Origin of the sequence: Bradyrhizobium sp. LjRoot220 (genome assembly GCF_964252915.1) — a bacterium.
Classification (GTDB): domain Bacteria; phylum Pseudomonadota; class Alphaproteobacteria; order Rhizobiales; family Xanthobacteraceae; genus Bradyrhizobium.
Window position 1 is genome coordinate 120,727 of sequence record NZ_CAXUPS020000003.1, and the last position, 20,569, is coordinate 141,295.

At 63.4% G+C, this 20,569-nt stretch carries 18 protein-coding genes and 1 pseudogene; 14 read left to right on the plus strand and 5 right to left on the minus strand.

Features of this window, described 5'->3' with window-relative positions; translation table 11 throughout:
- Positions 1 to 260 precede the first annotated feature (260 nt).
- The 10 genes and pseudogenes from ACSQ84_RS14665 (at position 261) to ACSQ84_RS14710 (ending at position 11,337) form a co-directional block, all read left to right on the plus strand.
- Entirely contained in the window at positions 261 to 1,520 is a 1,260-nt protein-coding gene (locus tag ACSQ84_RS14665) for an MFS transporter (protein ID WP_436212399.1), read from the plus strand.
- Between the two features lie 278 nt (positions 1,521 to 1,798).
- Complete coding sequence (locus tag ACSQ84_RS14670) at positions 1,799 to 2,644, plus strand: outer membrane protein (protein ID WP_436212400.1); 846 nt, start codon at positions 1,799 to 1,801, stop codon at positions 2,642 to 2,644.
- A 211-nt stretch (positions 2,645 to 2,855) separates the two neighbouring features.
- Positions 2,856 to 3,677, plus strand: a complete 822-nt coding sequence (locus ACSQ84_RS14675) for an outer membrane protein (protein ID WP_436212401.1) — start codon at positions 2,856 to 2,858, stop codon at positions 3,675 to 3,677.
- 86 nt (positions 3,678 to 3,763) lie between these two features.
- On the plus strand, positions 3,764 to 4,354 hold the full coding sequence (locus ACSQ84_RS14680) for a glutathione S-transferase family protein (protein WP_436212402.1): 591 nt from the start codon (positions 3,764 to 3,766) through the stop codon (positions 4,352 to 4,354).
- A gap of 9 nt (positions 4,355 to 4,363) precedes the next feature.
- Positions 4,364 to 4,835 (plus strand): annotated as a pseudogene (locus ACSQ84_RS14685) (GNAT family N-acetyltransferase).
- 177 nt (positions 4,836 to 5,012) lie between these two features.
- The gene (locus ACSQ84_RS14690) at positions 5,013 to 5,225 is read left to right on the plus strand and encodes a hypothetical protein (protein WP_436212403.1); all 213 of its coding nucleotides are present in this window, start codon (positions 5,013 to 5,015) and stop codon (positions 5,223 to 5,225) included.
- Positions 5,226 to 5,304: 79 nt separating this feature from the next.
- Positions 5,305 to 6,477: a phosphoserine transaminase gene (locus ACSQ84_RS14695; protein ID WP_436212404.1), complete on the plus strand. Its 1,173-nt coding sequence runs from the start codon at positions 5,305 to 5,307 to the stop codon at positions 6,475 to 6,477.
- A gap of 241 nt (positions 6,478 to 6,718) precedes the next feature.
- Positions 6,719 to 8,308: a phosphoglycerate dehydrogenase gene (gene serA, locus ACSQ84_RS14700; RefSeq protein WP_436212405.1), complete on the plus strand. Its 1,590-nt coding sequence runs from the start codon at positions 6,719 to 6,721 to the stop codon at positions 8,306 to 8,308.
- A gap of 259 nt (positions 8,309 to 8,567) precedes the next feature.
- Complete coding sequence (locus ACSQ84_RS14705) at positions 8,568 to 10,235, plus strand: mucoidy inhibitor MuiA family protein (protein WP_436212406.1); 1,668 nt, start codon at positions 8,568 to 8,570, stop codon at positions 10,233 to 10,235.
- 265 nt (positions 10,236 to 10,500) lie between these two features.
- A complete protein-coding gene (locus ACSQ84_RS14710; RefSeq protein WP_436212407.1) occupies positions 10,501 to 11,337 on the plus strand; it encodes an enoyl-CoA hydratase-related protein in 837 nt (278 codons plus the stop codon).
- Between the two features lie 180 nt (positions 11,338 to 11,517).
- On the opposite strand, the gene ACSQ84_RS14715 is transcribed toward ACSQ84_RS14710, so the two are convergent.
- The 5 genes from ACSQ84_RS14715 to ACSQ84_RS14735 all read right to left on the minus strand — a co-directional run bounded on the left by ACSQ84_RS14715 (position 11,518) and on the right by ACSQ84_RS14735 (position 16,074).
- Positions 11,518 to 12,873 (minus strand): esterase-like activity of phytase family protein, encoded by a 1,356-nt coding sequence (locus tag ACSQ84_RS14715; RefSeq protein ID WP_436212408.1) that lies wholly within the window; start codon positions 12,871 to 12,873, stop codon positions 11,518 to 11,520.
- Positions 12,874 to 12,996: 123 nt separating this feature from the next.
- A complete protein-coding gene (locus ACSQ84_RS14720; protein ID WP_436212409.1) occupies positions 12,997 to 13,797 on the minus strand; it encodes a heme ABC transporter ATP-binding protein in 801 nt (266 codons plus the stop codon).
- Entirely contained in the window at positions 13,794 to 14,897 is a 1,104-nt protein-coding gene (locus ACSQ84_RS14725) for a FecCD family ABC transporter permease (RefSeq protein ID WP_436212410.1), read from the minus strand. The genes ACSQ84_RS14720 and ACSQ84_RS14725 overlap by 4 nt, the downstream gene beginning before the upstream one ends.
- Positions 14,894 to 15,847 (minus strand): heme/hemin ABC transporter substrate-binding protein, encoded by a 954-nt coding sequence (locus ACSQ84_RS14730; RefSeq protein ID WP_436212411.1) that lies wholly within the window; start codon positions 15,845 to 15,847, stop codon positions 14,894 to 14,896. The genes ACSQ84_RS14725 and ACSQ84_RS14730 overlap by 4 nt, the downstream gene beginning before the upstream one ends.
- Positions 15,848 to 15,867: 20 nt before the next feature.
- The gene (locus tag ACSQ84_RS14735) at positions 15,868 to 16,074 is read right to left on the minus strand and encodes a hemin uptake protein HemP (RefSeq protein WP_436212412.1); all 207 of its coding nucleotides are present in this window, start codon (positions 16,072 to 16,074) and stop codon (positions 15,868 to 15,870) included.
- A 260-nt stretch (positions 16,075 to 16,334) separates the two neighbouring features.
- Here ACSQ84_RS14735 and ACSQ84_RS14740 point away from each other — a divergent pair, with 260 nt between their 5' ends.
- The 4 genes from ACSQ84_RS14740 to exbB all read left to right on the plus strand — a co-directional run bounded on the left by ACSQ84_RS14740 (position 16,335) and on the right by exbB (position 20,569).
- On the plus strand, positions 16,335 to 18,728 hold the full coding sequence (locus ACSQ84_RS14740) for a TonB-dependent hemoglobin/transferrin/lactoferrin family receptor (protein WP_436212413.1): 2,394 nt from the start codon (positions 16,335 to 16,337) through the stop codon (positions 18,726 to 18,728).
- 149 nt (positions 18,729 to 18,877) lie between these two features.
- On the plus strand, positions 18,878 to 19,213 hold the full coding sequence (locus ACSQ84_RS14745; protein ID WP_212273902.1) for an antibiotic biosynthesis monooxygenase family protein: 336 nt from the start codon (positions 18,878 to 18,880) through the stop codon (positions 19,211 to 19,213).
- Between the two features lie 13 nt (positions 19,214 to 19,226).
- Positions 19,227 to 19,742 carry a heme utilization cystosolic carrier protein HutX gene (gene hutX, locus ACSQ84_RS14750; RefSeq protein WP_436212414.1) on the plus strand — a complete coding sequence of 172 codons (516 nt, stop codon included), beginning with the start codon at positions 19,227 to 19,229 and terminating at the stop codon, positions 19,740 to 19,742.
- A 32-nt stretch (positions 19,743 to 19,774) separates the two neighbouring features.
- Positions 19,775 to 20,569 (plus strand): tonB-system energizer ExbB, encoded by a 795-nt coding sequence (gene exbB, locus ACSQ84_RS14755; protein ID WP_436212415.1) that lies wholly within the window; start codon positions 19,775 to 19,777, stop codon positions 20,567 to 20,569.

Sequence of the window (20,569 nt, forward strand, 5' to 3'; positions counted from 1 at the left end):
GATGCTCCGCATCGGCTATGGCGCCGGATGAGGGGTCTCTATCCGCGGAGAAAGCTGTATCCGTGGAGAGAACCGCTCACCCGTCTCGAATGAGCTTCGCTCATTCGATCCACCCTCTCCCACAAGGGGAGAGGGGAAGAATTCCCGCGTTCGAGCATCCTAACGCATCGCAGCCATTAGCTATTGATGCTGGTCGCAGCTACGCCTGCAGCGTAGGAACGAGCAATATTGCCAGCTGATATTTTTCGGGAATCGTGCCCTTGAACAAGCCTGTCACCGTCTCCGAGGAAGCGCTCACCGCGCCGGTGGTGGTGCCGGACGTAGCGCCTGCGCTCGCCGCCAAGGCGGCATCCGCAGGGCCGGCTTATGTCGTGCTTGCCGGGATCAGCTTCTCGCATTTCCTCAACGACACCATGCAGTCGCTGATTGCGTCGGTCTATCCGATCCTGAAGGACAATTACGCACTGGACTATGCGCAGATCGGGCTGATCACGCTGGCGTTCCAGTTTACCGCCTCGCTGCTGCAGCCGCTGGTCGGTCACTTCACCGACAAGAAGGCGCAGCCGTTCTCGCTCGCGATCGGCATGGGATTCACCTTCATCGGTTTGCTGCTGCTCAGCGTCGCGCATCAATACGCGATCATCCTCATGGCAGCGGCGCTGGTCGGCCTCGGATCGGCGGTGTTCCATCCGGAGTCGGCGCGGATCGCGCGCCTGGCCTCGGGCGGGCGTTATGGTTTTGCGCAATCGGTGTTTCAGCTCGGCGGCAGCTTCGGCACCTCGATGGGGCCGGTGCTGGCGGCGCTGATCGTGGTGCCGTTCGGCCAGCCCAGCATCGCCTGGTTTTCCTCGATCGCGTTTCTGGCGATCGTGATCCTGTGGCGGATCGGCGTCTGGTACCGGCCGCAGATCACGACGAAGAAGTCCACGGTGGTCGAACGCCATCCGGATGCACCGGACGCGCGACGCATCAGAATAGCGCTCGTGGTGCTGGTGGCGCTGCTGTTTTCCAAACAGCTCTACGTGTCGAGCCTGTCGAGCTATTACATCTTCTACCTGATCGACAAATTCGGTGTCTCGACCCAGGCCGCCCAGCTCTATCTTTTCATCTTCCTCGCCGCCAACGCGGCGGGTGCGTTCTTCGGCGGGCCGCTCGGCGACCGCTTTGGCCGCAAATACATCATCTGGTTCTCGATCCTCGGCGCGCTGCCGTTCACGCTGGCGTTGCCTTATGCCGGCCTTGCTGCAAGCGCCGTGCTGACCGTGTTCATCGGCTTGATCCTGTCGTCGGCGACATCTTCGATCATTGTGTTCGCGCAGGAACTGATGCCGCACCGCTTCGGAATGATTTCGGGCGTCTTCTTCGGTGTCGCCTTCGGCATCGGCGGGCTGGGGGCGGCGGTGCTCGGCAAGGTCGCCGACCACACCGGAATCGCCTTTGTGTATCACCTCTGCGCGTTCCTGCCGGCGCTCGGGTTGCTCGCGGTGTTCCTGCCGAAGATGCCGAAGCTCGCGCGCTAACGGAGCGATTGCAAACGGCGCGGGCACGGAAGCGAGTAGGTCAGCATCCGTGCCATTTCCGTCAACACCCCGTTAGGATGTATGGCGGTTTCGCCATTTTCTGTGCTGCGAAGGCATCGCCTCTGCGCTTGCGAACACGTGCCTGCAAAAATCTTCGGAGATTATCAACCTTAAAAATTAGGGTTAAGCGCCGCTTAAGCATTTGATGGCATCGTCCGCCCGTGAGTTTTTGATGTGAGGCCTCCGCAGTTGCCTCACCGGACAAAAGGACGAAGCCCATGCGTAGCGTTAAGTCTCTTCTTGCCGCCGGAGCGGCATCCCTGTTGTCGTCGGTGGCTTTCGCCGCGGACATGCCTTCGATCGCACCGCCCCCTCCGATGGCCTACGCGCCGGCTCCGGCGCAGGATTTCGGTGGCTGGTATCTGCGCGGTGACATCGGGATGACCAACACCCAGAGCAAGCTGCACGTCAACGCCTACGACACCCTGCCGGCCAATACGGTTTGGAATCAGCACGGCCATGGCTTCGACAGCGGTATGATGTACGGCGTTGGCATCGGCTACCAGTTCAACAGCTGGTTCCGTGCTGACATCACCGGCGAATATCGTTCGAAGGTCAGCTTCAAAGGCACCGACTTCTTCATGTTCAATCCCGGCGGCGGGCTCGCCGATGCCTACGACGGCGGCTACAAGAGCTGGGTCGGAATGGTCAACGGTTACGTCGATCTCGGTACCTGGTGGTGCATCACGCCGTTCATCGGCGCCGGCTTCGGCGCGGCGACCATCAAGACCACCGGCTTTAGCGATGTCGCGACGTTCCCGGCGTTCGATGGCCGCACCAGCTCGTACTTCGCCGAGGGCGCGAGCAAGACCAACTTCGCCTGGGCCGTGCATGCCGGTCTGGCCTACAAGGTCAGCAACAACTTCACGGTCGAACTGGCGTACCGCTACCTCGACATGGGCACCGGCATCCACGGCCAGGCCCGCTTCTTCGATGGCACGCCCGCAGGTACGTCGACCTTCCAGTACCGTGACATGACCTCGCATGACCTCAAGCTCGGCGTGCGCTGGAACCTGGAAAGCCCGCAGGTCTATGCGCCGCCGCCGCTGATGCGCAAAGGCTAATTGCGACTTCCATCCGTTAAGGATTGCGAACGGCGCGGGATCTTCCCGCGCCGTTTTGCTTGTGGCGTGGCGGCTCCGGTGCCTGTCGCAGGCAGGATGCGTTTGGCTTTTTCTCGGCAAGATGATGTCTCATCGCAGCCCGCGATAACGATTGGTTAGGGTTAACGAGCGATGATCGACGCAAGTTAGAGTTGTTCGATGGAGCGTTGCGATGCGTCGTTTTTGGCTGGTGGCGGTGATGTGTGGCGCGGTGACCGGTGCGCAGGCGGCCGATATGCCGGACTTGCCGTTTCTTCGCGGCAGCTTCACCGACGGGCTGAGCAGAACCACCGTCAACTGGTCGGGCGTCTATCTCGGCGGCCATGTCTCGCATGGCGCGGCGGACATGGACTTCACCAATTCCGGCCAGGATTTGCTCGCCAAACTCCTGAACAATCTCGATCTGGAATCGGAGTTCGACATCTCGCGATGGCCTCTGCTTGGTAAGTCCCATATGCAGAGTAGCGGCTACGGCGGGTTCGTCGGATATAATTTTCAGTGGACCGACGCCATCATCGGTGTCGAGCTGAACTATACCCACGGCAATTTCTTCGGTGCCAACAGCGGTTCCCAGGGCCGGTCGTTCCAATACCCCACCGATTACATATCGACGGCTAACGTGTCCTCGAGCGCCTCGATGAAGATCACCGATTACGGCTCGTTGCGGGTTCGCGGCGGATATGCCGTCGACAACTTCCTGCCCTATGGATTCGTCGGCGTTGCGATGGGGCAGGCGCACATCAACCGCAGGGCCGATGCCCGCATTGATTATCTATATGTCGGCACGGACGGCCTTCCCAATTTATCGGCGTCCGGTTTCCTGACGGACAACGCCAATTCCAAGTTCATCACCGGATTCGCCGGCGGCCTCGGCATCGACGTGATGCTGTATGCGGGTCTCTTCCTGCGCGCCGAGTGGGAATATCTTCGCTTCACCTCCAGTGTCGATACCACCGTCAACACGGTGCGCGCGGGCCTCGGCTACAAGTTCTGACCTCGCCAAAATCCGGCGTCGACCCTGATACCGTTGACAGATTCGCCAAGGACTGTTGCACTGTCGTCCTAGCGAGGCGGGCGCGCATGAAAATCTACGGCGATACCAATTCCGGCAACTGCCTGAAGGTGAAATGGGTGTGCGACAAACTCGCGCTGCCGTATCGCTGGATTCCGATCGATACGCTCAAGAACGAGACACGCACGACGGAATTCCTCAAGCTCAACTATGCCGGCCAGGTGCCGGCGATCGAGCTCGACGACGGCCGCACGCTGGCGCAGTCCAACGCCATCATCCGCTATCTCGCCCGCGGCAGCGACCTCATTCCGCAGGATCCGTTCGCGTCAGCCAAGATGGACGAATGGCTGTTCTGGGAACAATACAGCCACGAGCCCTGCATCGCGGTCTGCCGCTTCCAGATGTTCTATCTCGGCAAATCCGCCTCCGACCTTGATCCAGACAAGGTCAAGCGTGGGTACGCGGCGCTGGCGCGGATGGAGCACCAGCTCGCCATCACGTCGTTTTTGGTCGGCGACGCCGTTTCGCTCGCCGACGTCGCGCTGCTGGCTTATACGCGGTTGGCGCATGAAGGCGGCTTTCATCTCGATGGCTACGCCGCCGTGCGCCGCTGGATCGGCGACGCCGAGAAGTTCCTCGGCCTGCCGCAGGCGCGCTGAGAAAACACCATGGCTGCCAGGTCGCAAGTCACCATTCGCCGCGCGCGCCGTGACGACATCGCCGTCATCGTCGCCATGCTGGCGGACGACCCGCTCGGCGGCCCGCGGGAACGGCTCGAAGATCCGCTGCCGCAGCTTTATTTCGACGCATTCGAACGCGTCGCGCGCGATCCGAACATCCAGCTGGTTGGTCGCCGAGGACGGCGAGGGCGCCGTCGTCGGTTGCCTGCAGCTGTGCATCCTGCCGGGGTTGAGTTCGCAGGGCGCCTCGCGCGGCTTGCTCGAGGATGTCCGGGTCGCCGGCCATTGCCGCAGCCGCGGCATCGGCGAGCAGTTGGTGCAATGGGCGGTTTCAGAAGCCCGGGCGCAGGGCTGCAAGCTGGTCGAGTTGCTCACGCACCACACCCGCGTCGATGCGCAGCGGTTCTATGAGCGGCTCGGATTCGCGCGCAGCCATCTCGGCATGACCTTGAGATTCTGACGCTTTATTCTTGTGCAAAGTTGAGTCAGGGCGCAGGCAATTGCCTGGGATAGTTCTGACTCTGCAATCCCGTTAACAAGCGATAAACTACCCCAACCACCGTGATTTTACGGGGAGGAACGTCTCCGCTATGTCAACGTCTCCCATGGGCCGTGGGCAGCTTTTTGGGGATTTTCGATGAAGAATTATTCGATCGTTCGGATCGGCAACGAGTATGTCGTGCAGGCCGGCGAAAAAAGCGTTCTGAAAACCTCGAGCCGGCGGATGGCCGCCAGGCTGATCAACGATGCGGCTGAACTGCTGGAGCAGCAACCGGTCCCGTCCATCGATGCCGACGCTTCAATCACCTGTGATGTCAGCGACATATCGGACGCCCCCAAAGTTCCTTGACGATCGGCCGCGATTCCCCTAATGACCGCCGCGGGACACCTCCCCCCAACGGGAGGCTTGCTATCTGGAAGGATAGAATATGACCGTAGCGAAGCCCGCTTCGCGGCCCAATGTGCCGCATTTCTCCTCCGGCCCTTGCGCCAAGCGCCCCGGCTGGAATCCCGCAAATCTCAAGGATGCTGCCCTCGGCCGTTCGCATCGTGCGAAGGTCGGCAAGGCCAAGCTCAAGCTCGCGATCGAATTGACGCGCGAAGTGCTTGAAGTGCCGGCCGGATACAAGATCGGCATCGTGCCGGCGTCCGATACCGGCGCGGTCGAAATGGCGCTGTGGTCGCTGCTCGGCGCGCGCCCGGTCACCACCATCGCCTGGGAATCCTTTGGCGAAGGTTGGGTCAGCGACATCGTCAAGGAACTGAAGCTCACGGACGTGACCAAGCTGCATGCCGGCTACGGTGACATCCCCGATCTTTCCAAGGTCGACCCGGCATCCGACATCGTCTTCACCTGGAACGGCACCACTTCCGGCGTGCGCGTGCCCAATGCCGACTGGATCAAGGCCGACCGCCAAGGCCTCACCATCTGCGACGCAACGTCTGCCGCTTTCGCGCAGCCGCTCGATTTCGCCAAGCTCGATGTCGTGACCTTCTCCTGGCAGAAGGCGCTGGGCGGCGAGGCCGCGCATGGCATGCTGATCCTCTCGCCGCGCGCGGTGGAACGGCTGGAGACCTATAAGCCGGCGTGGCCATTGCCGAAAATCTTCCGCCTGACCAAGGGCGGCAAGCTCAATGAAGGCATCTTCGAGGGCGAGACCATCAACACGCCGTCGATGCTGTGCGTCGAGGATTATCTCGATGCGCTGCAGTGGGCGAAATCGATCGGCGGCCTCAAGGCCCTGATCGCGCGCGCCGATGCCAACACCAAGGCGCTGGCCGACTGGAAGGCCAGGACGCCGTGGATCGACTTCCTGGCCAGGGATCCGGCGATCCGCTCCAACACCTCGGTGTGCCTCAAGTTCGTCGATCCCGCGATCACCTCGCTGACCGCGGATGCGCAAGCTGACTTCTCCAAGAAGCTGGTCGCGCTGGTCGAGAAGGAAGGCGCCGGTTACGACTTCGCTTATTATCGCGACGCGCCGGCGGGTTTGCGGATCTGGTGCGGCGCCACCGTCGAAGCGTCCGACGTCACGCTGCTGACGCAGTGGATCGACTGGGCGTTCGCCGAGACCAAGGCACAGCTTCCGAAGGCGGCTTGATTCTTAACCTCACCCCGTTCTTACGGGGAGAGGTCGGATCGCCTCGGCGATGCGAAGCATCGTCCGGTGCGATCCGGGTGAGGGGCTCTCTCCGCGCGCACCTCGCCTGTGGCTGCCCCTCACCCCGACCCTCTCCCTGTAAGAACGGGGAGAGGAAGAAGAATTCGCTCCAGAGGACTTTCACCCGTTGCGGCCTTGAAAGGCCGGCCCTTCCGCTAGAGAAGGCCAAGGATCACATCCAATGTCCAAGCCCAAAGTACTCATCTCTGACGCACTCTCTCCGGCCGCCGTGCAGATCTTCAAGGACCGCGGCATCGATGTCGACTTCCAACCCAATCTCGGCAAGGACAAGGACAAGCTTGCCGAGATCATCGGCAATTATGACGGGCTTGCGATCCGCTCCGCCACCAAGGCGACCGCGAAGATCATCGAGAAGGCCAAGAAGCTGAAAGTGATCGGCCGGGCCGGCATCGGCGTCGACAATGTCGAAATTCCCGCCGCGACCGCCAAGGGCATCATCGTGATGAACACGCCGTTCGGCAATTCGATCACGACCGCCGAACACGCCATCACCCTGATGCTGGCGCTGGCGCGCGAGATTCCGCAGGCCGACGCCTCGACGCAGGCCGGCAAGTGGGAGAAGAACCGCTTCATGGGCGTCGAGATCACGGCCAAGACGCTCGGTGTGATCGGCTGCGGCAATATCGGCGCGATCGTCGCTGACCGCGCGCTCGGCCTGCGCATGAAGGTGATCGCGTTCGATCCGTTCCTGTCGCCGGAGCGCGCCAAGGACATCGGCGTCGAGAAGGTCGAGCTCGAGGATTTGCTCAAGCGCGCCGATTTTATCACGCTGCATACGCCGCTGACCGAGAAGACCCGCAACATCATCGACGCCGGCGCTATTGCCAAGATGAAGAAGGGCGTGCGTATCGTCAATTGCGCCCGCGGCGGACTGGTCGACGAGCAGGCGCTGGTCGATGCCTTGAATTCCAAGCATGTCGCGGGCGCCGCCTTCGACGTCTTCATCGAAGAGCCCGCGACCTCGAACGTGCTGTTCGGCCATCCCAACGTGATCTGCACGCCGCATCTCGGCGCCTCCACCACGGAAGCGCAGGAGAACGTCGCACTCCAGGTCGCCGAGCAGATGTCGGATTATCTCCTGACCGGCGCGATTTCGAACGCAGTCAACTTCCCCTCGATCACCGCGGAAGAAGCGCCGAAGCTGAAGCCGTTCATTGAATTGGCCGAAAAGCTCGGCTCGTTCGCGGGCCAGCTCACCGAGAGCGGCATCCTCAAGGTGCAGATCACCTATGAGGGCCATGTCGCCGAAATGAAGATCAAGGCGATCACGTCCGCCGTGTTGTCCGGCCTGCTGCGGCCGATGCTCGGCGACGTCAACGTGGTCTCGGCGCCTGTCGTCGCCAAGGAGCGCGGCATGGTGGTCGACGAGATCGTGCGCGCGGCGCAGAGCGATTACGAAAGCCTGATCACCGTCACCGTTATCACCGAGCGCCAGGAGCGCTCGGTGTCGGGCACCGTCTATCACGACGGCAAGCCGCGGCTGGTCGACATCAAGGGCATCCGGGTCGATGCCGAGTTCGGCAAGTCGATGATCTACGTCACCAATGAGGACAAGCCCGGCTTCATCGGCAGCTTTGCCGGCCTGCTCGGCGACGCCAAAATCAACATCGCGACCTTCCATCTCGGCCGCGTCAAGCAGGGCGGCGACGCCATCGCGCTGGTGGAGATCGACGGCGAAATACCGGCCGACGTGCTCGCCAAGGTACAGGCGCTGCCGCAGGTCAAGCAGGCCAAGGCGCTGGTGTTTTAAGAGGCCGGTGCTTTAACGAGACTTTCCTGACTCTCGCCCTTGCAGGGAGGGTCAGGCATTGTTCGCTGGCTCTTGTGTCCCGCCGGCGCTTGCCGCGGACCGCGGCGACAGCCCGTTACCTTCCGCCGCGGTCCCGCCGCGGCGCTGCCTCACCGAAACCCCAATCGAACCGGTTCCTCAGTCGCAACGTCTCATCACCAGGGGTGGTGGGATTTTTTGCATCGCCGTTCAGCAAACGGCCTTTTGGAGAGGGAAATCAATGCGATTTTTAGCCAATAGTCTTGTGACGACGAGTCTCGTCGTAGCTGCGGCGTTGGCCGCTGCGCCGGCGCAAGCGGCCGATGTGCCTGCCAGTTCGGCCGTCGATGCCGTCACCGTCTATCCTGACGGCGCCAGCATCACCCGCGTCATCACGCTCGATCTTCCCGCCGGCGACCACTCGGCCGTCCTGAAGGATTTTCCGCTGACGCTGGACCCGTCCTCGCTGCGGGTTGAAGGCGAGGCGGCCGCAAAACTCACTATCGGCGCCATCGACGCCAAGCCGCCGCGCGCGGCGCCGCCGGTCAATCTGCCCGAACTCGACAGGCGCATCGAGGCGCTGAAGGACCAGCGCGCCGATCTGCAAGGCGCGATCAATGCCGCCGCCGCGCGGCGAAAATTCGCCGAACGTTTTGCCGAAGCCTCGCCGGCCGGCATCGGCGACAAGGGTGAGGCGCGCCCGATCGCTGAATGGCGCACGGCGTTTGCCGCCGTCGCCGAGGAAGTAGCATTCGCCGACAGCGCGATCCGGGATGCCGAACGCAAGCAGCGCGAGCTCGACCGCGAGATTGCGCGGCTGGAAGCGGACCGGGCGCAGAAGCCGCCGAACAAGCTCGAGGTCCGGATCGAACTTGCGGCTGCGGCCGCCACCAAGGCCACGCTGCGGGTGACCTATGCGGTGCGCAACGCGCGCTGGACGCCGCTCTATGATGCGCGTCTGGACACCGGCGCCAAGGACCGCAAGCCGGCGCTCGAACTGGTGCGCCGCGCCGAAATCACCCAGAATACCGGCGAGGACTGGTCGAATGTCGCGCTCGCCGTTTCCACCGTACGCACCGCGCGCGGCGGCAAGGCGCCGGATCTGAATTCGCTGATCGTGCAGTATCCGCCGCCGCGGAATTCAGCATCCATCAGCGGTGGCCTGGATGCCGCCAAGCCGCTGGCTCGCGCGGCGCCGGCGGCACCGCCCAGGATGGCTGAGACGGCGATGCCGAGTGCCGCCTTTGAGCAGCAGGCCACGGCCGACGTCGATGGCTTCCAGGTCACCTTCAAGATTCCTGGCCGTGTCAGCCTCGGTACCAGCGAAGGCGCCAAGAGTTTGCGCGTTGCCTCTGCGACCATCGCGCCTGATCTCGCGGTCCGCGCGGTGCCGGTGCTGGACCCAACCGCGTTCCTCGAAGCCAGCTTCAAGCAGACCGAGGACGCACCATTGCTGCCCGGCCGGGTCGCGATCTACCGCGACGGCGTGTTCGTCGGCCGCGGCCAGATGACATCAGCCGGCAAGGACGAGACGGTGCGGCTCGGTTTTGGTGCCGACGACAAGATCAAGATCGAACGCACGACGATCAAACGCAACGAGGGATCGGCCGGCCTGATCGTGACCACGTCGAAGACCGACGAGCGCTCGTTCAAGACCACGATCCGCAACGGACATGATTTTCCGATCAGGATTGCGATCGAGGATCAACTGCCGGTCAGCGAGAACGAGGACATCCAGGTCGAGATGCTGTCGTCCTCGACGCCGCCGACTGCGAGCAATCTGCGCGACAGACGCGGCGTGCTGGAATGGGCGTTCGAGGCCAAGGCCGGCGAGGTCCGTGATGTCGGCTTTGCTTGGCGCGTACGCTGGCCCAAGGACAAGGGCGTGGTGATGACGCCGGCGGGGTAGGGCCAACAAGGTCGTCATGCCCGGGCTTGTCCCGGGCATCCACGTCTGGCTTGCTTTCAATAAGACGTGGATGGCCGGGCATAGGCGAGCGGAAGCGACGCCGTCCTTCAGACGGCTATGCCCGGCCATGACGGAGTGGGCAACGAGGCCGCGAGGTGCGGATCCGCAACCTGCGGCCTTGCCGCCGCGAATGACTTCCTCTCTGATATCGGCATGAGACCGCCGAGGACCGTCCAACAGGTCCGCTCACAGGGAGAAGCCACAGATGTCCTACGAACATATTCTCGTTGATGACCCGCGGCCGCGGGTCCGGCGCATCACGCTCAATCGGCCCGAGAAGCGCAACGCGCTGAACAACCGCCTGCGGGCCGAAGTATTCGAGGTGTTGGAGCAGGCCGACCGCGATCCGGATATTTCGATCTCGATCATTCGCGGCGCAGGCCCATGTTTTTCTGCTGGCTACGACCTGTCAGCAGACAACCGCGTCGACCAGCCCTATCACTCGGCCGCCGGACCGGGCCAATGGTCGCGGCACGTCGTCGAGGGCTGGTTCGGGATCTGGGACCTCGCAAAACCGGTGGTGGCGCAGGTGCACGGCTATTGCCTCGCCGGCGGCACCGAACTTGCAACCGCCTGCGATATCGTCTACGTCGCCGACGACGCGCAAATCGGCTATCCGCCGGTGCGGCTGATGAGCCCGCCCGACATGCAGTATCACCCCTGGCTGGTCGGCATGCGCCGCGCCATGGAGCTGATGCTGACTGGCGACGCGATGTCGGGCGTTGAGGCCGCCGAATGGGGGTTTGCGACGCGTTCGTTCCCGCTTGAAGAGTTAGATGCGCGCACGCTGGATTTCGCCGAACGCGCGGCGAAAGTGCCGATCGAATTGCAGCAGCTCAACAAGCGCTCGGTGCACCGCGCGATGGAGATCATGGGCGCCCGCGCCGCGATGCGCGCCGGCACCGAAATCCAGGCGCTGGCGTTCACCACGGAAGCTTCCCGCAACTACATGTCGACGTTTCGCCGCGACGGCGGAAGCGTGAAATCGCAGCTCGACCAGCGCGATACGGCGTTTGGGGATTACCGTACGCGGAAGGAGTGACTGCCGCCGCGACGCACCCTTATTGCGACCGTCACCCTGAGGTGCGCGCTCTTGCGCGCCTCGAAGGGCGACGGCCTGTCTGTGGCCGTTCATCCTTCGAGGCTCGCCCAGCGGTGCAACTGCACCGCAAGGCTCGCACCTCAGGATGACGGGGAGGGACTTTGAGTGCGTTGCCGCCCCTCACTTCGCCTTCAAGAACTCACCCACTTCCAGCAGCACGAACTCGTTGTCATCGGCCTTGTTGGGATCGCGGCTCGACGAGAACGGCAGGTTGTTGTCGTTGCCGACGATGATGTGGGTGTCGTCGACGCGGTCGACGTTCTCGATGGTGAAGAACGGGAACGTCAAGACGCCGTCGTTGAGCGGCTTCTTCGCCTTCTTGTCGGGATCGCGGATCTTCATCAGGTCGATATAGGCGATCTTGCGCACCGGCTTGCCGACATTGGCGTCGTTGAGCTCGACCTTGTAGACGCGCTTGAATTTTGCGAGGTCCGGAAAGCAGCTGTCGCCGCGGGTGCCTTGCGGGCAGGCCTTGTCCGCGGTGCCCTCGCCATTGTCGCGCTCGATGATCAGGCCGGAGGACGCGTCGATCATGTTGAAGTCGCCGATGGCGTGGCCGTTCGCCTCGAACACATAATGCCAGTAGCGCCCGGTGAATTTTTCCGCCGCGACGTCGAATTCGAGGATCCGCGCGGCTTCCTTGCCGTCGACCTTTTCGACATCCTTCTTCTCGGCATCCCACAGCGGTCCTTCCAGCAGGCCGTAGAGGAACTTGCCGTCCTTCGAGCCGGCAAAGCCTTCATAGCCCTTGGAGCGGCGCAGATTGACATTGGTGTAGCTGGCGCCGGGCGCGCCTGGCGACTGCACCGACCAGTGGTCCGGCGAGCGCACCGGCTTGCCGCCGGCGGTGGTGTCGAACACGGCGAGCACCTTGCCGGTCTTGTCGGCTTTCAGGATGTAGGGACCGAATTCATCGCCGATCCAGAAGGTGTCGCCGACGATCTGGAAACCTTCGGTGTCGAAGTCGGCGCCGGTGAGGTAGCGCTTGGCGGTGGCTTCGTGGAGGATGCGGAACGGCACCTTCTTGTCGGGATCGTGCAGGAAGACGGTTTCCTGACGATCGATCTTGCCGGTCGCCCAATCGATCTTGTGCCGGTTCAGATACAGCATCGAGTCGGCCGAATTGTAGCGCGAGCCCATGCCGTTGTCGGTGAGGACCCAGAACGAGCCGTCTGGCATCACCTTGATGCCGGAATGGCCCTGCAGCGGCTGGCCCTTGAAGGGCAGCGACACGCCGGTCGGGCGCTCATAGGATTTTCCCATCACGCTGCCGACAGCATCCACGCGGCGACCGGTGGTGTATTTGCCTGAGGTCTTGAGATCGTCCGGCGCATCAGTGGGTGCATCGACAAACGATTGTGCGGGGAGGACGGCGTGGCCCTTCAGCGTGGCCGGAAACTCACCTTCGCCTTGCGCAAACGCGGCACCCGTAACCAGAAAGACAGCGGCGACGGAACAGAGCAGTGACATGCGCATGGTAAGATCTCCTGTGAGAAGCGATGGCGTGTTCTCCGGGGTGCGTGTAACAGCCGCCTGACGGTTTTATGAAATGCCGGTGATGCTGTTGGATAATCGTGCGGCCTTACGCCGCCCCGAGTGTTACCGCGTCGCGACCGGCCGCATGGTCTGCGGCAGCAGGAACGGCACGCCATGGTCGGTATATTCGACCGTGACGTCGACCTCGAATATCCGGCGGATGGTTTCGGCCGTGATGGCATCGGTGCGGCCGCCGTCGATCGCCAGCCTGCCGCGGTGCAGCAGCACGATGCGGTCGGCGAAACGCATCGCCAGGTTGAGATCGTGCAGCACGGCGATCACGGCGGTGCCGCCCCGCGCGCGCTGCTTGGCGGTTTCCACCAGGTCGATCTGGTGGCGCATGTCGAGGCTCGAGGTCGGCTCGTCCAGGAGCAAAAGTCCCGGCCCGTGCTGCGCCTCGCCGCAGGCGAGCTGCACCAGCACGCGGGCAAAATGCGCACGCTGCTGTTCGCCGCCGGACAAGGTCGGCAATTGGCGGTGGCTGAAGCGCTCCAGCCCGACCTCATGCAGCGCCGTCTCGACCAGCCGATGGGCGGCGGCGCGGCCAGAGTCGCCGGCGCCCATCGCGACGATCTCCTCGACCGTGAACGGGAAGGTGACATTGACGTGCTGCGACAGCATGGCGCGATGCTGGGCTAATTGGCGTGGCGTGTAGGTGGCGATGTCGCGCCCTTTGAGTTCGACATGGCCGCGGGTCGGGCGAAGGTCGCCGGACAACATCCGCAGCAGCGTCGACTTGCCGGCGCCGTTGGGCCCGACGATCGCGACCATCTCGCCGGCAGCGACGCGAAAATCGATGGCGTCGACCAGCGTCGCGTCGCCGATCCGCAGCGAGACCGAGCGCGCTTCGAGGATCGGGGTCATAGCCCGACCAGCCCGCGCTGGCGCAGCAGCATGGCAAGGAAGAACGGCGCGCCGACCGCCGCGGTCAGGATGCCGATCGGCATTTCCGCGGGAGCGACGATGGTGCGGGCCAGCGTATCGGCCCCGACCAGCAGGATCGCGCCGAGCAATACGGAGGCCGGCAGCAGCAGCCGGTGCGCCGGCCCGATCACCAGCCGCAACAGATGCGGCACCACGATGCCGACAAATCCGACGACGCCGCAGATCGACACCGCGACCCCGGTCATCGCCGACACCAGCACGATCGAAATCCGCTTCAGCCGTTCGACGTCGACGCCGCTGTGAAACGCCTCGGCCTCGCCGAGCACGAGCACGTCGAGCCCGCGGCCGATCCACAGGCAGGCGATCAGAGCGCACAGCAGCACCGGCGCCAGCGTGGCAACCTTGGGCCAGGTCGCGCCGCTCAGCGATCCCAGCAGCCAAAAGGTGATATCGCGCAACTGGCGATCGTCGGCGATGAACACCAGAAGCCCGATGCCGGCATTGGCGATGGCGGCGATCGCCAATCCCGCCAGCAGGAAGATCGCAATCGAGGTCCGGCCCGAGCGGCTGGCGATGCCGTGGAGCACGATGGTGGTTGCCAGCGAGCCGAAGAACGCCGCCAGCGGCAGCAACTGGTGCTGCATGAAGCGCAGACTTTCGCCGAGATGGCTGTCGGTGAACACGATCGCGGAGGCCGCCGCGAAGGCGCCGCCGCTGGAGACGCCGACGAGGGCGGGATCGGCCAGCGGATTTCGAAACAGCCCCTGCATGATGGCGCCGGACGCGGCGAGCAGGCCGCCGACCATTGCGGCTGCCGCAATCCGCGGAATCCGGATCGACCACAGCACGAGCTGATCGCGCGCCGCCAGCGGATGCGGCGACGCGTCCGTCCACAGGCCGAGCGCGGCCGGAAGCCGCGACAGGGGAATTCCCGCAGCGCCCATGGTGAGCGCGATCAGCGCCGCACCGGCCAGCGCCAGCAGCAAGCCAACGAGTGTCAGCGTGGCGGCCGGGCGCAGCGAAGTGCCGCTGCGGCGCTGTTTCGCGCCGTCCGCTTCGGCCGGCGCCACGGCGGTCATTGCCGGCAGTTTGCGGTCAGGACGGCCGGCGTGAAGCTTGCAGCCTGCGGCGCCAGCGCCGGGTAGAGCTTGACCGACAGATCGCGCGCGGCGGCGGCGGTGCGCGGACCGAAGCCGAGCAGATAGAGGCCTTCCATCGAAATAAAAGCCTTGTTCGCCACGACAGGCGTCATCGCGAAGGCCGGATGGACGTAGACCGCTTCGGCTTCGAGCGAATCCTTGCTGCGCTGGATCGATAGCACGACGTCGGGCCTGGCCGCGACGATCGCCTCGTCGTTGATGATCTTGTAGCCGTCATAGCTGTCGATCGCATTGACGCCGCCGGCCAGCGCGATGATCTCATTCGCCGCGGTATTTTTTCCGGCCGCCATGGCGCGGCCGTTGAGCAGGGACATCACGAACATCACGCGCACCGGCTTTGTCACCTTGGCGCGCAATTCGCGCAGCTGCGCCAGATCGCCGGATACCGCCGCGGTCAGGCATTCGGCGCGCGCGTCGGCGCCCATGGCGTGGCCGACCAGCTTGATCTTGTCGAGCAGGCCCTGTTCGGAAAATGTCTCGGGCACCACCACGAGCGGCACCTTCGCCGTTTCCAGCACGTCCATGGTTTCCTTCGGCCCCGATCCCTGCACGGCCAGCACGAGCGACGGGTTGAGCCCGAGCACGCCCTCGGCCGAGAGCTGGCGCATATAGCCGACATTGGGTTTGTCGCGCAGCGCTGATGTCGGATAGAGGCTGGTGGCGTCGACGCCGGCCAGCCGGTCCTCGAAGCCCAGCGCGTAGAGGATCTCGGTGATGGCGCCGCCGATCGAAACGATCCGCGCCGGATCCGAGATCGTGACGTCGCGGTTGCGCGCGTCATGCACCGTGATGCCCGCCGCCAGCGCGGCGCCGCCAATGGCGAAGGCGCAGGTGGTAGCGAGCAAAGCGAGCGTGCGGCGAATGGTCATCCAAATTCTCATCAAGCGGATCACTTGGTCAGGATCAGTTTGTTTTGCGACGTCAGCCGCAAGCGGTAACTCTCTTCGCCGTGCGCAATGATGATCTCGCGTTCGGCCACAAACAGGTCGCGGCTATCCAGCCGGTTGCCGCTCATGACCACCGATCGGGCTACAACAGGGGCAAGCCCTGCTTTCCCGGTGGCGTCTGCGAGTTTGTCTCCGGAAGGTGCGGCCATCTAGTCTATGTGTGCCCCGAAAAAGTTCTTTTGATCCAATCTTGTATAGTTGGGCCGAAGCGCAATCCAACCGCGGCAATTTACAATAGATATAAAGTGCGCCCTGCGGTCATTGACCGCCCCGACCCCACCACGTAACCAATTGTGACAGAATGCGGGCGGGGGCTCGCATTCCAACAGTGGTAGCCAGCAAGTAGCTCGCACGTCGCGCAGCGCCCGCCAGCCAGACCCAAGAAATAAGATAACAGTTTGGGGTTGTTATGGCTGACGGGGCTAAGTATCCGCGCGCCCTTCTTTTGGGCGCGTCGGTGGTGTCATTTGCGTTTTTGATGGGCGATGCCGCGGTTGCGCAGACCGCCGATACGCAGGAGACGGCTCGGCCGTCGGAGCGGAAAAAACAGGCCAGGCGCAAACCCGCCAAACCGCAAGCCGAGCAACAAGCAGCCGCCCCGGTACTGAACGCGTATGCGCAGATCGGCCGCACGCCGGTGCAATCGCTCGACACTATCACGGTTGCGGCATCGAAGACCGAGGAGCGCGCGGTCGACGCGCTGGCGCCGGTCAGCGTCGTGACGCTCGAACAGATCCAGGGGCGTCAGGCCAGCACGGTCGGTGATCTCCTTTATAACATCCCCGGCGTCTGGGTGCAGAATCGCGGCGACGAGCCGGCGACCGCGATCAATATCCGCGGCCTGCAGGATTTCGGCCGTGTCGCCGTGGTGGTCGACGGCGCCCGGCAGAATTATCAGCGCACCGGCCATTTCGCGAACGGCTCTTTCTTCCTCAATCCCGAATTGATCGCTGGTATAGATATCGTGCGCGGCCCGACCGCGAATATCTATGGCTCCGGCGCGATCGGCGGCGTGGCCTCGTTCCGCACCAAGGACATCGAAGACGTCGTGCGCCCGGGCGAGCGTTGGGGCGTGGACGCCAAGACGATCCTTGGCACCAACTACGGGCGTGCGCTCGGCTCGGTCTTCGGTGGCGTTCACGTCAATCCGAACGTCGATGTGTTCGCCGGCGGCATCTACAGCACGCAGGAAAACTACAAGGACGGCTCCGGCTATGAAGTCGCCAATACCGGCAACCGTTTCAACAGCGGTATCGGCAAGCTGACGGTGCGGCCGGCGGACGGGCACGAAGTCAAGCTCGGGACCATTTTCCAGGAGAATATATACAGCGTGGGCCAGCCGCCGCGCCGCGCCGGTGATCCCAATTCGACCAACGCGAACGGCACCAATAACCTCAACGGAACGTCGATCTACGCAACCAATGTGAAGAATTACACCACCACGCTCGGCTGGAAATATTCGAAGCCGGAAGACAAGTGGTTCGATTGGGATGCGAAGGTATATTGGAACAGGACCGATAACGATCAGATCAAGACGGGACACACGAGCACGGTTGGATCGGCGTATTGCGGCGGCGTCCCGGGAAATACGATCTCCGGCTGCGTCGGCAGCAACCGCGGGTATCTGCTCGACACCGTCGGTGTCGACGTTTACAACACGACGCGTTTCGAGACCTACGACTGGCGTCACGCCGTCACCTACGGGCTCGACGCATTCCAGGACAAGGTGTCGACCGAGGATACCCGCGGTACGTCGGAGGTTACGACCCCGGGCGGCAGGCGCACCGTATCGGGCGGATTCGTGCAGTGGAAAGCCAACTACACCACGATGCTCGAACTGGTGGGCGCGCTGCGTTACGACAACTATAAGCTGGAGTCGGCGACGTCATCCGCCAGCGGCGATCGCTTGTCGCCGAAGATCACGATCGGCCTGATGCCGCTGGCTGTGGTGACGCCGTACGTCAGCTACGCGGAAGGCTACCGTGCGCCGACCATCACGGAGACGCTCGTCAACGGCCCGCATGCCGGCGCTACCGTCAACGACTCTTTCTTTCGCTGCCCGTCGGGCACTCCGGGTCCCGGCGCCGATTCGACATTCTGCTTCGTTCCCAATCCGAACCTGCGGCCTGAAATTGGCAAGACCAAGGAGATCGGCTTCAATCTGAAGAAGAACGACTTGTGGATTGCAGGCGACAGCCTCCGCGGCAAGTTCAACTTCTTCCGCAATGATATCACCGATTTCATCGACCAGGTTGCGTATGGACCGCCGCTCGTGGTTCCGACCGGACCGCCGCCTGCGCCGAGCATTGTCGCTCTGCCGTTCCTGCAGTACCAGAACGTTGCGTCGGCCAGGATCCATGGCTTCGAGGCCGAGACCATGTACGACGCCAACCTCTGGTTCGTCGGAGTCGCGGGGAGCTTCCAGGAAGGCAAGAACCTTCAGACCGGTTTCGGGTTGTACAGTGTACCGCCGCAGAAGGTCACGACGACGGCTGGTCTGCGATTTCTCGACAATACGCTCGTGGTCTCCGTGATGTGGACGGCGGCGAAGGCGAATACGGACATTCCCCGGACCTATACGCCGGCAACGTCGTACGATCTCGTCAACCTGTATCTTCAGTACAAGCCCACGCGCGATCTGACCCTCAATCTTTCTGCCGAGAATGTCTTGAACCAGTACTACCGGCCTTACGCCGTTCCGGTGGGAACCACCGGAGACACGCAAAACGACGTGAAATGGGCGAGTGCGGGCCCCGGAATGGTCTTCAAGGGCGGTCTCAAATATCACTTCGGAGGCACCTGATCGGAGAAAGTACAACCGGCGGTCTTGTTTGAGAGATTGCCACCATCAAGGCTCCGGGCCGTGCTGATGTCCCAGCGCGGCCTCGGGGCGTTTCTGCGTTACGATATGGTCGGGCCGAACCGGCTGCGACGACAACCAAGGAGATTTCCATGTTTATCGCGATGAACAGGTTTCAGGTGAAGTTGGGCCAGGAGCAGGCTTTCGAGACGGTGTGGGCGACGCGGGAATCCTATCTCGGCTCGATGGCCGGCTTCGTCGAATTCCATCTGCTCAAGGGCCCGGTCGCCGACGACCACACGCTGTATTCGTCGCACACGACCTGGGTCGACAAGGCGGCGTTCGAGGCCTGGACCCGTTCGGAAGAGTTCCGCCGCGCTCATGCCCGCGCCGACAACAAGACCGGCGAAAGCCTCTATCTCGGCCATCCCAAGTTCGAAGGTTTTGAGGTGATCCAGTCCGAGCGCAAAACCAGCGCCGCCGCCTGATCGGGAGGCTTGCATGTCGAGCACGGAAACCGCCGATCTCAAGACCTACATGGCGGAAAACCCCGGCGCGGTGATCGAGGACGTCGCGCGCGAGCGCAACGTCACGCCGCGCGCGGTACTTGAGGCGATGCCCGAGATGATGGTCCGCATCGGCCCCGGCAGCCATTTCGCCGCCGCGATGCAGGACATCGCGCAATGGGGCGAGGTGACGCTGATCGTCCATACCAGTGACGCGATCTTCGAATTCACCGGTGCGATCCCGGCGGGCGAGATCGGCCGCGGCTATTTCAACCTGATGCAGCCGAAGGGGTTGCACGGCCATCTCAGGCACGAACGCTGCGCCGCGATCGGCTTTGTCGAGCGTCCCTTCATGGGCAAGGCCTCTGCCTTCATCGCGTTCATCAATGTCGATGGCGGCATCATGTTCAAGGTGTTCGTCGGCCGCGACGAGACCCGCGCGTTGCGCGGCGATCAGCTGAAGCGCTTTCAGTCGCTGGCCGACAGCCTTGCTTCGGCAAAAGCGGCCTGACCAACGCTAGTGACGTCAGCCGGGAGGTGGCCATGCAGCAGAGTGTGCTCAAGCGGGGATTCAGAAAGCTGGCGGTCATAATCGCTGCTGGCGTCGCGGCGTTTCCGGGGGCGGCGCTTGCCGCCACCGATACCGCGTTGCTGCCGCGCAATCTCTCGCCGTGGAACATGTTCATCAACGCCGACATCGTGGTGCAGGTCGTGATGGTCGGGCTGGCGTTTGCCTCGCTGGTGACCTGGACAATCTGGCTCGCCAAGACCCTTGAGATCCGCCGCAAGACCATGATCGCCAAACGGCGTATCGGCCTGCTGGAGGCCGATACGGTGCTCGCCGATGTCGAAAAAAAGTGCCGCGACGGCGGCGACGCGGTGGCGCAGATCGTGCAGTCCGCGGCGCGCGAAGCCAGCCTTTCCGGCGGCATCGCCGATGACGGTTTCAAGGAGCGGATCGCGCTGCGGCTGGAGCGGGTCGAGGCCGCGATGTCGCGGCAGATCGCGCGTGGCACCGGCGTGCTGGCGACCATCGGCGCCACCGCGCCGTTCGTCGGCCTGTTCGGCACGGTGTGGGGCATCATGAATGCCTTCATCGGCATTTCCGAAGCCCATACCACCAATCTGGCCGTGGTCGCCCCCGGGATCGCGGAGGCACTGCTGGCGACCGCGCTGGGGCTGGTGGCGGCGATCCCGGCGGTCGTGATCTACAACCATCTGACGCGGACAATTTCGGCGCATCGCGCGCTGCTCGGCGACGCCTCTGTCATGGTGATGCTGTTGATCAGCCGCGAGGGCGATCGCGGCTCGTTCCGGCTGTCGCGCGCGGCGGAGTGA

What these genes read in the sequence shown, in the direction of transcription:
- ACSQ84_RS14670 (WP_436212400.1), top strand. Translation starts at nt 1,799, where the DNA reads ATGCGTAGCGTTAAGTCTCTTCTTGCCGCCGGAGCGGCATCCCTGTTG.
- ACSQ84_RS14675 (WP_436212401.1), top strand. Translation starts at nt 2,856, where the DNA reads ATGCGTCGTTTTTGGCTGGTGGCGGTGATGTGTGGCGCGGTGACCGGT.
- ACSQ84_RS14680 (WP_436212402.1), top strand. Translation starts at nt 3,764, where the DNA reads ATGAAAATCTACGGCGATACCAATTCCGGCAACTGCCTGAAGGTGAAA.
- ACSQ84_RS14690 (WP_436212403.1), top strand. Translation starts at nt 5,013, where the DNA reads ATGAAGAATTATTCGATCGTTCGGATCGGCAACGAGTATGTCGTGCAG.
- ACSQ84_RS14695 (WP_436212404.1), top strand. Translation starts at nt 5,305, where the DNA reads ATGACCGTAGCGAAGCCCGCTTCGCGGCCCAATGTGCCGCATTTCTCC.
- serA (WP_436212405.1), top strand. Translation starts at nt 6,719, where the DNA reads ATGTCCAAGCCCAAAGTACTCATCTCTGACGCACTCTCTCCGGCCGCC.
- ACSQ84_RS14705 (WP_436212406.1), top strand. Translation starts at nt 8,568, where the DNA reads ATGCGATTTTTAGCCAATAGTCTTGTGACGACGAGTCTCGTCGTAGCT.
- ACSQ84_RS14710 (WP_436212407.1), top strand. Translation starts at nt 10,501, where the DNA reads ATGTCCTACGAACATATTCTCGTTGATGACCCGCGGCCGCGGGTCCGG.
- ACSQ84_RS14715 (WP_436212408.1), bottom strand. Translation starts at nt 12,873, where the DNA reads ATGCGCATGTCACTGCTCTGTTCCGTCGCCGCTGTCTTTCTGGTTACG.
- ACSQ84_RS14720 (WP_436212409.1), bottom strand. Translation starts at nt 13,797, where the DNA reads ATGACCCCGATCCTCGAAGCGCGCTCGGTCTCGCTGCGGATCGGCGAC.
- ACSQ84_RS14725 (WP_436212410.1), bottom strand. Translation starts at nt 14,897, where the DNA reads ATGACCGCCGTGGCGCCGGCCGAAGCGGACGGCGCGAAACAGCGCCGC.
- ACSQ84_RS14730 (WP_436212411.1), bottom strand. Translation starts at nt 15,847, where the DNA reads ATGACCATTCGCCGCACGCTCGCTTTGCTCGCTACCACCTGCGCCTTC.
- ACSQ84_RS14735 (WP_436212412.1), bottom strand. Translation starts at nt 16,074, where the DNA reads ATGGCCGCACCTTCCGGAGACAAACTCGCAGACGCCACCGGGAAAGCA.
- ACSQ84_RS14740 (WP_436212413.1), top strand. Translation starts at nt 16,335, where the DNA reads ATGGCTGACGGGGCTAAGTATCCGCGCGCCCTTCTTTTGGGCGCGTCG.
- ACSQ84_RS14745 (WP_212273902.1), top strand. Translation starts at nt 18,878, where the DNA reads ATGTTTATCGCGATGAACAGGTTTCAGGTGAAGTTGGGCCAGGAGCAG.
- hutX (WP_436212414.1), top strand. Translation starts at nt 19,227, where the DNA reads ATGTCGAGCACGGAAACCGCCGATCTCAAGACCTACATGGCGGAAAAC.
- exbB (WP_436212415.1), top strand. Translation starts at nt 19,775, where the DNA reads ATGCAGCAGAGTGTGCTCAAGCGGGGATTCAGAAAGCTGGCGGTCATA.